At 62.7% G+C, this 12,346-nt stretch carries 10 protein-coding genes; all 10 read left to right on the top strand.

The window, feature by feature from the left end; genetic code table 11:
* The first annotated feature begins 14 nt into the window (after positions 1 to 14).
* The 10 genes from mraY (at position 15) to ftsZ (ending at position 12,345) form a co-directional block, all read left to right on the top strand.
* Positions 15 to 1,085 (top strand): phospho-N-acetylmuramoyl-pentapeptide-transferase, encoded by a 1,071-nt coding sequence (gene mraY, locus GRI69_RS02320; protein WP_160726693.1) that lies wholly within the window; start codon positions 15 to 17, stop codon positions 1,083 to 1,085.
* Positions 1,082 to 2,377 (top strand): UDP-N-acetylmuramoyl-L-alanine--D-glutamate ligase, encoded by a 1,296-nt coding sequence (gene murD / locus GRI69_RS02315; protein ID WP_160726692.1) that lies wholly within the window; start codon positions 1,082 to 1,084, stop codon positions 2,375 to 2,377. The genes mraY and murD overlap by 4 nt, the downstream gene beginning before the upstream one ends.
* Complete coding sequence (locus GRI69_RS02310; protein WP_160726691.1) at positions 2,374 to 3,642, top strand: FtsW/RodA/SpoVE family cell cycle protein; 1,269 nt, start codon at positions 2,374 to 2,376, stop codon at positions 3,640 to 3,642. The genes murD and GRI69_RS02310 overlap by 4 nt, the downstream gene beginning before the upstream one ends.
* Complete coding sequence (gene murG / locus GRI69_RS02305; RefSeq protein WP_160726690.1) at positions 3,639 to 4,850, top strand: undecaprenyldiphospho-muramoylpentapeptide beta-N-acetylglucosaminyltransferase; 1,212 nt, start codon at positions 3,639 to 3,641, stop codon at positions 4,848 to 4,850. The genes GRI69_RS02310 and murG overlap by 4 nt, the downstream gene beginning before the upstream one ends.
* Complete coding sequence (murC, locus tag GRI69_RS02300) at positions 4,847 to 6,256, top strand: UDP-N-acetylmuramate--L-alanine ligase (RefSeq protein WP_160726689.1); 1,410 nt, start codon at positions 4,847 to 4,849, stop codon at positions 6,254 to 6,256. The genes murG and murC overlap by 4 nt, the downstream gene beginning before the upstream one ends.
* A 38-nt stretch (positions 6,257 to 6,294) precedes the next feature.
* Positions 6,295 to 7,224, top strand: a complete 930-nt coding sequence (gene murB, locus GRI69_RS02295) for a UDP-N-acetylmuramate dehydrogenase (RefSeq protein ID WP_160727020.1) — start codon at positions 6,295 to 6,297, stop codon at positions 7,222 to 7,224.
* A gap of 9 nt (positions 7,225 to 7,233) precedes the next feature.
* Positions 7,234 to 8,202: a D-alanine--D-alanine ligase gene (locus GRI69_RS02290; protein ID WP_160726688.1), complete on the top strand. Its 969-nt coding sequence runs from the start codon at positions 7,234 to 7,236 to the stop codon at positions 8,200 to 8,202.
* Positions 8,195 to 9,103: a cell division protein FtsQ/DivIB gene (locus GRI69_RS02285; RefSeq protein WP_160726687.1), complete on the top strand. Its 909-nt coding sequence runs from the start codon at positions 8,195 to 8,197 to the stop codon at positions 9,101 to 9,103. Before GRI69_RS02290 ends, GRI69_RS02285 begins: the two co-directional genes overlap by 8 nt.
* Complete coding sequence (gene ftsA / locus GRI69_RS02280; protein WP_237452894.1) at positions 9,103 to 10,401, top strand: cell division protein FtsA; 1,299 nt, start codon at positions 9,103 to 9,105, stop codon at positions 10,399 to 10,401. Before GRI69_RS02285 ends, ftsA begins: the two co-directional genes overlap by 1 nt.
* 138 nt (positions 10,402 to 10,539) lie before the next feature.
* Positions 10,540 to 12,345 carry a cell division protein FtsZ gene (gene ftsZ / locus GRI69_RS02275; protein WP_160726686.1) on the top strand — a complete coding sequence of 602 codons (1,806 nt, stop codon included), beginning with the start codon at positions 10,540 to 10,542 and terminating at the stop codon, positions 12,343 to 12,345.
* Position 12,346: the final 1 nt, after the last annotated feature.

Raw genomic sequence — 12,346 nt, 5'->3', positions numbered from 1 at the left:
AGCCGACGAGGCCGATGCTGTATCTCCTCGCCGAGTATTTCAATTTCGAAGGGCTATTCAACCTCGTGCGCTACCAGACGGCGCGCGCGGGTGCGACGTTGCTGACGGCATTGCTGATCGGGCTGGTTATCGGCCCGCGCTTTATTGCGATGCTGCGCGTGCGGCAGGGCAAGGGCCAGCCGATCCGGGAAGACGGTCCGCAGACCCATCTCGCCAAGGTCGGCACGCCTACCATGGGCGGGCTCATGATCCTGGTCAGCCTGTTCATTTCGCTGATGCTGTGGATGGATCTCAGCAACCCCTTCATCTGGGCCTGCCTCGCGGTGACCGGTGGCTTCGGCCTGATCGGATTCCTGGACGATTACGACAAGGTTTCGAAGGCCAGTCATCGCGGCGTTTCGGGGAAGGTCCGGCTGCTGTTCGAATTCGGGGTAGCGGGGATCGCCAGCTATATCATCGTCAGCCAGATCAACACGTTCGTATATGTGCCCTTCGTCAATGACTTCGGGATCGAACTGGGGCCGCTCTATTATGTGTTCGCCGCCACGGTGATCGTGGGTGCGGGCAATGCGGTGAACCTGACCGACGGGCTGGACGGGCTTGCGACCATGCCGGTGATTATTGCAGCGGGCACCTTTGCGGTGATCGCCTATCTGGTCGGCCGGGTGGACTATTCCGGATATCTTGGCATCCCTTATGTCGAGGGTGCGGGCGAACTGGCGATCTTCTGCGCGGCGATCATGGGGGCGGGGCTCGCCTTCCTGTGGTTCAATGCGCCGCCCGCCGCAGTCTTCATGGGTGATACCGGCAGCCTCGCGCTCGGCGGCGCGCTGGGAGCGATTGCCGTGGCGACGCATCACGAGATTGTGCTTGCTATCGTTGGCGGACTGTTCGTGTTCGAGGCGCTGTCGGTGATTATCCAGGTCTTCTGGTTCAAGCGAACGGGGCGGCGGGTCTTTCGCATGGCCCCCATCCACCACCATTTCGAGCAGCTTGGCTGGTCCGAGAGCAAGGTCGTGATCCGGTTCTGGATCGTCGCCATCGTGCTCGCACTTCTGGGGCTGGCAACGCTCAAGCTAAGATGATCACCTCGCCCGCCTGGAAGGACAAGAAATACGCGGTGCTCGGCCTCGCGCGGTCCGGCCGGGCGGCGGTTGAGGCGCTGCTGGCTGCCGGAGCCGACGTGCTGGTGTGGGACGACCGCGCCGAGGCTCGCGAACCCTATGCCGGGCGCTGCGCCATCGGCGATCCGCTTGATGCGGACCTCACCGGCTATGCAGGCGTCGTGGTCAGCCCTGGGGTGCCGCTCAACACCCACCCCATAAAGCTGCATGCCGACAGCTTTGACGTGCCAGTGATCGGCGACATAGAACTCTTTGCGCAGGCGAGGGGTGACCTGCCGCCGCACAAGGTCGTCGGGATCACCGGCACCAACGGCAAGTCGACGACTACCGCGCTGGTTCACCACATCCTCAAGGCCGCCGGTGTTCCGACGACGATGGGCGGCAATATCGGACTGCCGATCCTTGAGCAGGAGCCGCTTCCCTACGGCGGCGTCTACGTTCTGGAGTTGTCGAGCTACCAGATCGACCTGACCTATTCGCTCGATTGCGATGTGGCAGTGCTGCTGAACATCACGCCGGATCATCTGGATCGGTACGATGGGGATTTCGGAAAGTATGCGGCAAGCAAGTCGCGCCTGCTGGCGATGCAGAATCGCGGGCAAAATTCCATTGCCCGCTTCACCGATGCCCGAGTGTTGGGCAAATTTGCCGAAGGCACAATTGCTAGCATCCTTGAAGATGTTCTGAGCAACAGGGGCTATGTGCGAAGCGAACAGGCGCATTGGCCGTCGCTCCAAGGTCCCCACAATCTGGAGAACGCGGCTGCAGCTATCGAAGCTTGCGACATACTAGGACTTTCCGGGAAGCAGATTCGCGCTGGACTAGAAAGCTACCGTGGCCTCCCTCACCGCATGGAACGTGTCGCTGAAATCTCCGGTGTCGACTACGTCAACGACAGCAAGGGCACCAACACCGCCGCCTCCGCGCCTGCGCTGGCGGCGTTCGACAACATCCACTGGATTCTCGGCGGACTAGCGAAGGAGCCCGGGTTGGGCGAGTGCGAGGCGGAACTGCCCCGCGTCAAAGCCGCTTACACCATCGGCTTGGCGGGGCCGGACTTTGCAGACCTTCTCGAAGGTCGCGTGCCGGTGGAGCAATGCGGCACACTCGATCGCGCCGTGAACGCCGCCGCCGCCAAGGCCGAGGCGGGCGACACTGTCCTCCTTTCCCCAGCGTGTGCCAGCTTCGACCAGTACCGCGATTTCGAAGCCCGCGGCGAGCATTTCCGCGAGCTGGTGGAGGGCCTCAAGTGAGCACCGTTCAGCCCTATGTTCCCGGTGCGAAGCGCAAGCCTGCACACATCCCCGGTGGTAAGCTTTCCCGCTGGAGCCAGCTGAAGATTTGGTGGCGAGAGATCGACCGCGTGCTTGTCGGTTTGGTCCTGTTGCTGATGACACTGGGCACAATCGCCGTTGCCGCCGCCAGCCCGGCGAGCGCTGACCGGCTTTCGACCTCCAGCCAGACGCTTGATCCGCTGTATTTCTTCTATCGCCACCTCGCCTGGCAGGCGATCGCGCTATGCGTGATGTTCGGTGCATCCCTGCTCAGCCGCCAGAACGCCAGGCGTTTCGGTGTCATGCTGGGTGCAGGCATGCTCTGCCTCTTGTTCCTCGTCCCGTTCATCGGGGTGGAGATCAACGGTGCGCGGCGCTGGATATCAATCGGCATGCAGTTCCAGCCGTCGGAATTTCTGAAGCCCGCCTTCGCCATTGTCCTCGCCTGGGTCCTGTCTTGGCGAATGCGCGATCCGAACCTGCCGGTTCTGTGGATCGTGACGGGTTTAACCGGTCTGATCGGCGCGCTGCTGATGATGCAGCCCAATTTCGGCGAATTCATGCTGTTTGCCGGGGTATGGCTGGTGATGATCCTGCTCGCTGGCATGCCGATGAAGCGGCTGGGCATCGTCATTGGTGGCGGGCTGTTTCTGCTCACGGCGACCTATTTCCTCTACGACAATGCTCGCCACCGTATTGATGCCTTCTTCGGCGGGGGCACGGCTTACGACCAGGTCGACCTTGCCAGCCGCACCTTGCTGGCAGGCGGCTGGACCGGTGCGGGATATGGCCTTGGCCTGCGCAAGATGAGCCTGCCCGAAGCGCATACCGATTATATCTTCAGCGTCATCGGCGAGGAGTTCGGGCTCATCGTCTGCGCCTTCATCGTTTTGGTCTATCTGGCGATCGTCGTGCGCGTGCTGATGCGGCTGTTCGACGAGGAAGACCTCTTCGCCTTACTTGCGGGGACGGGCCTTGTCGCGCTGCTGGGCGGGCAGGCCTTCATCAACATATTGGTCAATCTGCAGCTTTTCCCGTCCAAGGGCATGACCCTGCCGCTGGTCAGCTATGGCGGTTCGTCCACCATCGCGGTCTGCCTTGGCGTCGGCCTGCTGATCGCTGTAACGCGCCGCAATCCCTATCTCAAAACCACGACGAGGGGACTTGGCGACCTGTTGGACATCGGGCAGGGAAGCACGATGAACACGCAAGAGGCGCGCATCACGCGCGAAATCCACCAGTGACCACCTCCAATCGCCATTACGTTCTGGCTGCCGGAGGGACCGGCGGCCACCTGCTGCCTGCCTTCGCCTTGGCTGACGAACTGGAAAGGCGTGGTCACCACGTGGCGCTGATCACGGACGAGCGAGGCGCGCAGATCCCCGGCAAGCCCGATTTCATGCCTGCCCATGTCTTGCCAGCGGGCCGTTTCGGCAAGAACCCCCTGCAATGGATAAAGGGCCTGATGGCGGTGCTCGAAGGGCGCAAGATGGCGCTGCGCCTGTTCGAAAGTTTTCAGCCGAGCGCGGTAGTCGGCTTCGGCGGCTATCCCTCGCTCCCTGCAATTCTCGCCTCGACCTCGGCCGACATCCCGACAGTGGTCCACGAACAGAACGCCGTGCTTGGCCGGGTCAACCGCCTGCTGTCGGGCCGCGTGCAGGCCATCGCCACCGCCTATCCCGACGTGCAGCGGCTGAAGCCCGCACACCGGGGCAAGGTCCATCTTGTCGGCAATCCCGTGCGCGCTCAGGTACTCAACCTGCGCGAAGAGCCTTTCCCGCCCTATGGCGAGGACGGCCTTCTGCGCGTGCTGGTTACCGGCGGCAGCCAAGGCGCGCGGGTCCTCTCCGAAGTGGTGCCTGACGGGCTCGCCATGCTTCCGCCAGCCATCCGCCAACGGCTGCAGGTCACGCAGCAGTGCCGCCCCGAAGATCTGGACGCGGTACGCGAACGCTATCGCAACCATGGAATTCCTGCGGAGCTCGCCACCTATTTCGAGGACATGGCGGCACGGCTTGCCGATGCGCATCTGTTCATCGGCCGGGCGGGGGCTTCGACGATTGCCGAACTGACGGCGGTAGGGCGCCCCGCGATTCTGATTCCGCTACCCATCGCGACCGACGACCACCAGGCCTTCAACGCGCGCGAGATGGCCAAGGCCGGCGGCGCACGGATGATCCGTCAGGAAAATTTCGAGGCCAAGGAACTCGCCAAGCAGATCCGCGTGCTGGCGGACGATCCGCAGGGTCTTTCCAACGCCGCCCACGCTGCATGGAACTGTGGCCGCCCGAAGGCCGTAGAAGACCTTGCCGACCTCGTCGAAAGCTTCGGCGGGGCGGACATGATGGATGTGATCCGCGTGGGCGGAAACAATGCCCGCGGCGCTACCCAGGGGCAGGTTGCAGGCCAGGGAGCGAAGAAACTGAGCGCGAAGCGGGAGAGCGCGGAATGAAGGGCGTACCAACCGATATCGGCACGATCCACTTCGTAGGGATCGGCGGCATCGGCATGTCGGGCATCGCCGAGGTGATGAATAACCTCGGCTACACCGTTCAAGGCTCCGACATCAGTGAAAGCCCGACCGTGGAGCGTCTGCGCGGTCAGGGCATCGCGGTAAAGATCGGCCACGAAAAGGAAAACGTCGAAGGCGCTGCGGTCGTCGTCACCTCTACGGCGGTCAAACGCACCAATCCTGAAGTTGCACATGCACTGGAAAACCGCATTCCTGTGGTGCGCCGCGCCGAAATGCTCGCCGAGCTGATGCGGCTCAAGTCTACCATCGCGGTAGCCGGGACGCACGGCAAGACAACCACGACCAGCATGATCGCGAGCCTGCTCGACTGCGGCAGCATCGATCCCACCGTCATCAATGGCGGCATCATCGAACAATACGGTTCGAACGCCCGCCTCGGTGACAGCGACTGGATGGTGGTGGAGGCCGACGAGAGCGACGGCAGCTTCCTGCGGCTCGACGGCACTATAGCTGTGGTCACCAATATCGATCCCGAGCATCTCGACCATTACGGCGATTTCGACGGCGTGAAGGACGCTTTCGTCGAGTTCATCCACAACGTGCCATTCTATGGTGCGGCGGTGCTGTGCATCGACCATCCCGAGGTTCAGGCAGTGATCGGGAAAGTCCGCGACCGCCGGGTGGTCACTTATGGTTTCAATCTCCAGGCGGATATCTGCGGCGTCAATGTCCAGCCCCATGAGGGCGGCAATCGCTTCGACGTGATCGTGCGCCAGCGCGGTGAGGAAGACCGCCGGATAGAGAACGTCTGCCTGCCCATGCCGGGCCGTCACAACGTCCAGAACGCGCTCGCCGCGATCGCTGTCTCCATCGAGATGGGTTGTCCGGACGAAGTGATCTGCAACGGCTTTTCCAACTTCGGCGGAGTGCGGCGTCGTTTTACCAACGTCGGAACTGTGGCCGGCGCGACGATCATCGACGATTACGGCCACCATCCAGTCGAGATTCGTGCGGTCCTTTCCGCAGCGCGCGAAGCGGCACGCAATCGCGTGATCGCGGTCATGCAGCCGCACCGCTATACGCGGCTTCACGATCTGATGGATGACTTCCAAAGTGCTTTCAACGAAGCCGACCAGGTCTACGTCACCCCGGTCTACGCCGCGGGAGAAGACCCGATCGAGGGGGCCGATGCCGAAGCTCTCGTTGCGGGACTCAAGTCGCGCGGCCACCGCTCTGCCATGACAGTGGATGACCGCGAAGACCTTGCGAAGAAGCTCGCCGCCGATCTCGAGGACGGCGACCTCGTCGTCTGCCTCGGCGCGGGCGACATTACCAAATGGGCTGCCGGTCTTGCCGATGCGGTTGCTGCGGAGCGCAGCGCCTGATGGACCAGGAGAACGACGTCTGGAACTGGGATGACGGTATGGCTCCGGATTGCGCCGTTGACGGCGGGATCGAAGCGCCTATCGATACCGATGGTCTGCGCGGCAAGCTGACACCTGATGCGCCGCTGGCCAAACTGGTCTGGTTCAAGAGCGGCGGCAAGGCCGACTGGCTGTTCGAACCGGCCGACATGGACGACCTCAAGGAATTCCTCCGCCGTCTGGACGGTGATCTGCCGATCATGGCGCTGGGCCTCGGCTCGAACATGATCGTGCGCGATGGCGGTGTACCCGGCGTGGTGATCAAGCTTGGCAAGCAATTCGCGGATGTCAGCATCGATGATGCAAGCTGCATTGTCGAATGCGGCGGCGGCGCACATGGCATCCTCGTCGCCAGCGCCGCGCGCGATTGCGGTGTGGCGGGCCTCGAGTTCATGCGCGGCATTCCCGGCACGGTTGGCGGCTTCGTCCGGATGAACGGCGGCGCCTATGGCCGCGAGGTGAGCGACGTACTGATCGATTGCACAGTGGTCATGCCCGGCGGGCAATGCCACACGTTGCCGGCGGCCGACCTGCAATACTCCTATCGCCATTCCGCCCTACCCAAGGGTGCGGTCGTCGTGTCGGCGAGGTTTCAGGGCGTCAAGGGCGACCCTGAAGCGATCGGAGCCAAGATGGACGAGATTGCCGACGCACGCGAAAATTCCCAGCCACTGCGCACGAAGACCGGCGGTTCGACCTTCAAGAACCCTCCCGGCAGGAAAGCTTGGGAGATGGTCGACGCGGCCGGATGCCGGGGTTTGACGATGGGCGGTGCGCAGGTGAGCGAAAAGCACACCAACTTCTTGATTAACATGGGTGATGCGACCAGCGCCGACATCGAAGGTCTGGGCGAGGAAGTGAAGCGCCGCGTCTATGCCAATTCAGGCGTCGAACTCGAATGGGAAATCCAGCGTGTGGGGCGACCGTAAGGAACAAGAATGACCGATCTCCCCAAACTTCACGTCGCCATCCTGATGGGGGGCTGGGCCAATGAGCGGCCCGTTAGCCTGATGTCTGGCGAAGGTGTGGCCAAGGCCCTCGAAGAACGCGGGCACAAGGTGACGCGGATCGACATGGACCGTCAGGTGGCGGCACGCATTGCCGAGGCCGGGCCCGATGTCGTGTTCAACGCGCTTCATGGTGTGCCGGGTGAAGATGGCAGCGTGCAGGGCATGATGGACCTGATGGGCGTGCCTTATACCCATTCGGGTCTCGCGACGTCGGTGATCGCCATAGACAAGCAACTGACCAAGCAGGCGCTGGTCCCGCATGGCATTCCCATGCCCGGTGGACGGATCGTGAAGAGCGCGGACCTTTTCGAACGCGATCCGATCGCGCGGCCCTACGTGCTGAAGCCGGTCAACGAGGGCAGCTCAGTCGGTGTCGCCATTGTCACTGACGAGGGGAATTACGGCAATCCGATCGCGCGTGATGCCAAGGGCCCCTGGCAGGATTTTGCCGAGCTGCTGGCCGAGCCCTACATCAAGGGCCGCGAAATGACTGCTGCAGTACTCGATTTCCCCGACGGTTCACGCGCGCTCGCAGTCACCGAACTCAAGCCCAAGAGCGGCTTCTACGATTTCGATGCCAAATATACCGACGGCATGACGGATCATGTCTGCCCGGCGGACATCCCCGATCACATTCGCGATCTGTGTCTCGAAATCGCGCTCAAGGCGCACAAGGAGCTGGGATGCCGCGGTACCAGCCGAACCGATTTCCGCTGGGACGAGGAGCAGGGTGAGGACGGGCTCTTCGTGCTGGAAACCAACACCCAGCCCGGCATGACGCCGCTCAGCCTCGTGCCCGAACAGGCGCGGCACGCCGGGATCGAATATGGCGAGCTTGTAGAAACGATAATCGCGGCGGCTCTGCGCCATCATGAAGGCAGGGGAAGCGATGGCTAAGGTCAGCCGCAAGCCCACCGGAGTTCGCCGATCTGCTGCTGCACGCAGCCGCAGCCAGAAAGCGCGGGCAGCCAAACGTCATACCTCAGGCCTGCTCGACCGCGTAATGACTGCGCTGCCGTTCACCGAGGACCAGTGGCACAAGTTCTTTCTCGTCATTCTTCTTGCGATCGGGATGATCATCGCCGGGAGCGTGGCGAGCTACGCTGGCGTGCCCGAAATGGTGCGCATGGAACTTGCCAAATCTGCTGGCAGAGCGGGTTTCGAAGTGGACCGGGTGCGCGTTACGGGTGTCGAAAGGCTCAACAAGCAGGTGGTTTACGAACGCGTGCTGGGTGAGCAGGACCGGCCCATGCCGCTGGTGGAGGTCGAGGAAATTCGCGAGCGGTTGCTCGACCTGTCATGGGTGGAGGATGCACGCGTGTCGCGTCAGCTTCCAGATCTTTTGCGGATCGACATCGTTGAGCGGGAGCCACACGCTGTCGTCCAAAAGCCCGACCGGCTGATACTTGTCGATGAAACCGGCCACGAATTAGAGCCGGTTTCCGGCGAAGAAGCCAAGGACATGCTCCTGATTTCCGGCCCGGGTGCGCAAAAGCAGGTTGCCGAGCTGGGCCGCCTGCTGGATGCAGCGCCTGCGCTCAAGCCGCAGATCGCGGCGGCTGAATGGATCGGCAACCGCCGCTGGAACCTGACGTTCAAGACCGACCAGATGCTGGCCCTCCCGGAAGGCGACAAGGGCCCGGCGGCGCTGGTCAAATTCGCAGAGATGGATGGTCGGAACAGATTGATAGGCGGCAAAGCCATAGCCATCGACATGCGCGTGCCCGACCGGGCTTATCTGCGCTGTGCGGACGGTCCTTGCCCGCGCGGAATGTCCGCCGCGGTGAGTGCGGAATAATGGCGACGTCTCCGCATTTGCCGCTGCCACGTATTACCCGCGTCCTTGCTGCAGTGAATATCGGCTCGTTTCGTATTTCGGCCATGGTTATGGGTCAGGGCGAGGACGGCGAAATGATCGTGCTGGGCTCCTCGCATCGCAAGAGTGAGGGCATCAAGCGCGGCTACGTAACCGACATGGAGGCCGCGACCCATGCTATCCGGGCGGCTGTGGAAACGGCGGAGGCCAATGCCAATACCAGCGTTTCCGGCGTATGGATTGGCTGTGCGGGGGCAGGGCTTTCCAGCAAGATCGCCAGCGTCGAAATCGCTATCGGCGGCCGGCGCATTGATGAGGATGACGTCGAGCACCTCCTTTTCGCCGCGCGCGATCACATCCAGCCCGATGGGCGAATGGTGCTGCACGCGCAGCCTGCGCATTATACGCTCGACGGCGCGCATGGTGTCGCCAACCCCATCGGCCTGCATGCGGAATCGCTGGGTGTCGACATTCACGTGACGCTGGCGGAAGGCGCGCCGGTGCGAAACCTGATTGAGGCGGTGCAGAGCGCCCATCTCGACGTAGAGGGTGTCGTCGCGAGCCCGCTTGCCGCGGCCTATGCCTGTCTATCCAACGAGGAGCGCGATCTTGGCGTGGCGCTGGTCGAGATCGGGGCGCAGGTCACCAATGTTTCCGTCCATGCGGGCGGGATGCTGCTGGGTCTCCGCTCCATCCCTGTGGGTTCGAACGACATTACCGACGCTATTGCAAGCTCGCTTGGGATTCGTCGTGGCCAGGCGGAGCGACTGAAGTGCGTGTCCGGTTCTGCCATCGCCACGCCGAGCGATCACCGCGAGATGATCCCCGTCAACGGTCCCGGAGAAGATACGGGCGGTCGGCCCGCGCGCGGAGCGGACGAGCAGAACAGGATTGCACGCGCGGAACTCGTCTCGATCGTCACCGACCGGCTTGGTACCATGACTGCGGAGATCGGCAAGGGTTTGAAGGTGCTCGGGTTTTCGGGTGCCAATTCCGGCCAAGTCGTGCTGACCGGCGGGGGTGCCGAACTGCACGGCATTGCGGAATTCATGCAGGGCGCGCTGGGCCTCCCCGTCCGCCGCGGCAAGCCGCCTGCGTTGCGTGGTTTGCCCGAAGCGCATGCCACGCCGGGCTTCGCGACACTGGCCGGGCTATGCCTCTACGCATCCGAAGATCCCGTGGACATTCGCTCGATCGGGCCGAGCTATCAGCCGACCCGGCGATACTCCGGACTGGGACTCGTGAACCGTGTCGTCCAGGCTGTCCGGGAATATTTCTGATATGCTTGCAAAACCAGCCGAAATTCGGCGCGAGTTGCGGTGGATAACGCCATTTAACCTTTGCATGCGTGATTCGCTTTGTGCCAAAAGCGAGAGTGATACGGCTTCGGCCCAATTTTTGTCCCGAGGGAACACCTGATGAGCATCAATATCGGACCCGCCTCCAGCGACGACATGCGCCCCAAAATCATGGTGGTTGGTGTCGGTGGGGCGGGCGGCAACGCCATTGCGAACATGATCGATTCCGAAATCGAAGGCGTCGATTTCATCGTCGCCAATACCGATGCGCAGGCCCTCACCAGTTCTCCCGCTGAAAAGCGCATCCAGCTTGGCCCCGACATTACCGGCGGGCTCGGCGCTGGCGCCCGTCCCGAAGTGGGCAAGGCGGCCGCAGAAGAGACGGTCGAGGACATCGAAGACGCGCTCGAAGGCGTGAACATGTGCTTCATCGCGGCTGGCATGGGCGGCGGCACGGGCACGGGTGCTGCTCCGGTCATCGCTGAAGCTGCCCGCCGCAAGGGCGTGCTGACGGTCGGCGTCGTCACCAAGCCCTTCCTCTTCGAAGGGACGCGCCGCATGCGCGCAGCAGAAGCCGGCATCGACGAGCTGCAGAAGCATGTCGATACGTTGATTGTCATTCCCAACCAGAACCTGTTCCTGGTCGCCAAGGCGGACACCACATTCAAGGAAGCCTTCGCGCTGGCTGATGAGGTTCTGCAGCAGGGTGTCCGCTCGATCACCGATCTCATGGTCATGCCGGGCCTCATCAATCTCGACTTCGCCGACGTGCGCAGCGTGATGAGCGAAATGGGCAAGGCAATGATGGGCACCGGCACGGGCGAGGGTGACAACCGCGCTCTCGAAGCGGCCGAGCGCGCCATCGCCAACCCGCTACTTGACGGCGTGTCCATGGCAGGCGCGAAGGGTGTGATCATTTCAATCATCGGCGGCGAGGACATGAAGCTCCTCGAAGTCGACGAAGCGGCAAATCACATCCGCGAGCTGGTCGACGATGATGCAAACATCATCTGGGGCAGCGCCTTCAATCCGGATCTCGACGGCAAGATCCGTGTATCCGTTGTCGCGACGGGTATCGAGAACGATGGGTCGGTAGCTCCCACGCAGCAGCGTAACTTCAGCCTGTCGCCGCAGCGCGCTCCTCAGCGACCGGTGCTCGACCTGCAGGAAAGCACTCCCGAAGAAGAGCCTTTCGAACTGAACGAGGGACTATCGGCCGAACCGGAATCGAACCAAGAACCCGAACCGGCTCCTACCTATCAGCAGCCAGCCGCCGAGCCGGTCGAAGCGAAATATGATGATAGCCAGGACGATGAAGGGCCGCTGGTGAAACCGGCCGGTCTTTCTCCCGCCGGGGGCGGCGATTATGGCTATGAGTCGGATGAGGACGACTATGACGATGTGGATGGCATCGTCGATCCCTTGGCCGGCATGCGCAACGACGACACCGATAGCTTCGACGACGAGGGCGATGCTGGCGTACCTCCGCCGGCAGACGACAAGGGCTATGCCCACGGTGTCGGCGAAGACGAAGGATGGACCGACGAGGAGGGGCGCCATGCTTCGCCTCCGCTGGACCTGTCGGATGAAGCCGATGACGACGCGCTGGAACTGGGTAGCGATCAATATGCCGACCGGGGGAGCCCGCTCTCACAGAAGCCGGCACGCAGGCCCCTGTTTTCCGGCCAGGGCGAAACCGGCGGCGAAGGTGCGGGCGGCGCAAGCGGAGCGGCCGGGGGCGGTACCGGCAGTGGCGGTGCGGCTCCAAGCGGAGGCTCAACCCAAGGCAGCACGCTGTTCGAGCGGATGGCTAATCTTTCACGCGGATCGAGTTCCAGCCAGGACGAAGATGAAGAAGACGATGAAGATGAGGGCGGAAGCGGCCTCAACATCCCGCGCTTCCTCGGTCGTCAGAACAACCAGTAAT

The sequence above is a fragment of the Qipengyuania vulgaris genome, assembly GCF_009827325.1.
GTDB lineage: Bacteria > Pseudomonadota > Alphaproteobacteria > Sphingomonadales > Sphingomonadaceae > Qipengyuania > Qipengyuania vulgaris.
Note: the sequence above shows the minus strand (reverse complement) of the source record. Positions and strands in the feature narration are given on the sequence as shown.

Coding starts and splice junctions, on each gene's coding strand:
- mraY (WP_160726693.1), top strand. CDS start 15: ATGCTGTATCTCCTCGCCGAGTATTTCAATTTCGAAGGGCTATTCAAC.
- murD (WP_160726692.1), top strand. CDS start 1,082: ATGATCACCTCGCCCGCCTGGAAGGACAAGAAATACGCGGTGCTCGGC.
- murC (WP_160726689.1), top strand. CDS start 4,847: ATGAAGGGCGTACCAACCGATATCGGCACGATCCACTTCGTAGGGATC.
- murB (WP_160727020.1), top strand. CDS start 6,295: ATGGCTCCGGATTGCGCCGTTGACGGCGGGATCGAAGCGCCTATCGAT.
- GRI69_RS02290 (WP_160726688.1), top strand. CDS start 7,234: ATGACCGATCTCCCCAAACTTCACGTCGCCATCCTGATGGGGGGCTGG.
- GRI69_RS02285 (WP_160726687.1), top strand. CDS start 8,195: ATGGCTAAGGTCAGCCGCAAGCCCACCGGAGTTCGCCGATCTGCTGCT.
- ftsA (WP_237452894.1), top strand. CDS start 9,103: ATGGCGACGTCTCCGCATTTGCCGCTGCCACGTATTACCCGCGTCCTT.
- ftsZ (WP_160726686.1), top strand. CDS start 10,540: ATGAGCATCAATATCGGACCCGCCTCCAGCGACGACATGCGCCCCAAA.